This window comes from Rahnella sp. P4_A8, assembly GCF_056402435.1.
This window is the reverse complement of record NZ_JBFUHK010000205.1, coordinates 1-1695: the sequence shown is the minus strand read 5'-3', so window position 1 is coordinate 1695 and position 1695 is coordinate 1. Positions and strand designations below refer to the sequence as shown.

At 50.6% G+C, this 1695-nt stretch carries 4 protein-coding genes; all 4 read left to right on the top strand.

Annotated elements, in window-relative coordinates:
- Positions 1-348 (top strand): 30S ribosomal protein S5 (locus AC1DUO_RS24700; RefSeq protein ID WP_477989255.1); only part of this gene is annotated, 348 nt, incomplete at its 5' end.
- 6 nt (positions 349-354) lie between these two features.
- Positions 355-534, top strand: coding sequence for a 50S ribosomal protein L30 (gene rpmD, locus AC1DUO_RS24695; RefSeq protein WP_013573701.1), 180 nt, complete (start codon positions 355-357; stop codon positions 532-534).
- Positions 535-537: 3 nt separating this feature from the next.
- Positions 538-972, top strand: a complete 435-nt coding sequence (gene rplO / locus AC1DUO_RS24690; RefSeq protein ID WP_013573702.1) for a 50S ribosomal protein L15 — start codon at positions 538-540, stop codon at positions 970-972.
- 7 nt (positions 973-979) lie between these two features.
- On the top strand, positions 980-1695 hold a 716-nt coding region (locus AC1DUO_RS24685), incomplete at its 3' end, for a preprotein translocase subunit SecY (protein ID WP_477989253.1).

Here is a 1695-nt window from a genome sequence, read left to right as displayed (position 1 = left end):
AAAGCACGCGAAGTTCCGGCAGCGATCCAGAAAGCGATGGAAAAAGCCCGTCGCAACATGATGAATGTCGCGCTGAATAGCGGCACCCTGCAGCATCCTGTTAAAGGTGCTCATACGGGTTCCCGTGTGTTCATGCAGCCGGCTTCCGAAGGTACCGGTATTATCGCCGGTGGTGCAATGCGCGCCGTCCTGGAAGTTGCAGGGGTTCATAACGTATTGGCTAAAGCTTATGGTTCCACCAACCCGATCAACGTGGTTCGTGCAACTATCGATGCTTTGGCAAATATGAAATCCCCACAAATGGTCGCTGCCAAGCGTGGTAAATCCGTTGAAGAAATTCTGGGGTAATTAACCATGGCAAAGACTATTAAAGTTACACAAACTCGCAGTTCCATTGGCCGTCTGCCGAAGCATAAAGCTACTCTGCTGGGCCTGGGTCTGCGTCGTATTGGTCACACCGTTGAGCGCGAGGATACTCCTGCTGTACGCGGTATGATCAACCTGGTTTCCTACATGGTTAAGGTTGAGGAGTAAGAGATGCGTTTAAATACTCTGTCTCCGGCTGATGGTGCCAAACAAGCGCCAAGGCGTGTAGGTCGTGGTATTGGTTCTGGCCTGGGTAAAACCGGCGGTCGTGGTCACAAAGGTCAGAACTCACGTTCTGGTGGTGGCGTACGTCGTGGTTTTGAAGGTGGTCAGATGCCTTTATATCGTCGTTTGCCGAAATTCGGCTTCACCTCCCGCAAAGCTATGATCACGGCAGAAGTTCGTCTGTCTGAACTGGCTCTGGTGGAAGGCGACGTGATCGACCTGAACGCGCTGAAAGCCGCTAACGTGGTTGGTATCCAGATCGAGTTCGCGAAAGTAATCCTTTCTGGCGAAGTCGGTCGTGCGGTAACTCTGCGTGGTTTGCGTGTCACCAAAGGCGCTCGTGTTGCTATCGAAGCTGCTGGCGGTAAAATTGAGGAATAAGTAGCAGATGGCTAAGCAACCGGGATTAGATTTTCAAAGTGCCAAGGGTGGACTAGGCGAACTGAAGCGCAGACTTTTGTTTGTTATCGGTGCGCTGATTGTTTTCCGTATCGGCTCTTTTATTCCGATCCCTGGTATTGATGCCACTGTACTTGCCAAATTGCTCGAGCAGCAAAGAGGTACCATCATTGAAATGTTTAATATGTTCTCTGGTGGTGCCCTTAGCCGTGCTTCAATCTTTGCTCTGGGGATCATGCCGTATATTTCGGCATCGATCATTATCCAGCTGTTAACGGTGGTTCATCCAGCGTTAGCTGAAATAAAGAAAGAAGGGGAGGCTGGCCGTCGTAAGATTAGCCAGTACACCCGTTACGGTACGCTGGTATTGGCAGTGTTTCAGTCAATCGGTATTGCAACCGGTCTGCCGAACATGCCTGGTATGCAGGGTCTGGTGTTAAATCCAGGCTTTGCGTTCTACTTTACTGCAGTTGTGAGCTTAGTGACCGGGACAATGTTCCTGATGTGGCTGGGGGAGCAGATTACTGAACGAGGTATCGGTAACGGTATTTCCATCATAATCTTTGCAGGTATCGTAGCGGGTCTCCCGCCAGCGATTGCCCATACTATCGAACAAGCTCGGCAAGGCGACCTGCACTTCCTCCTGTTGCTGTTGGTTGCAGTTTTAGTGTTTGCAGTGACTTTCTTTGTGGTGTTTGTTGAACG

Coding starts and splice junctions, on each gene's coding strand:
- rpmD (WP_013573701.1), top strand. CDS start 355: ATGGCAAAGACTATTAAAGTTACACAAACTCGCAGTTCCATTGGCCGT.
- rplO (WP_013573702.1), top strand. CDS start 538: ATGCGTTTAAATACTCTGTCTCCGGCTGATGGTGCCAAACAAGCGCCA.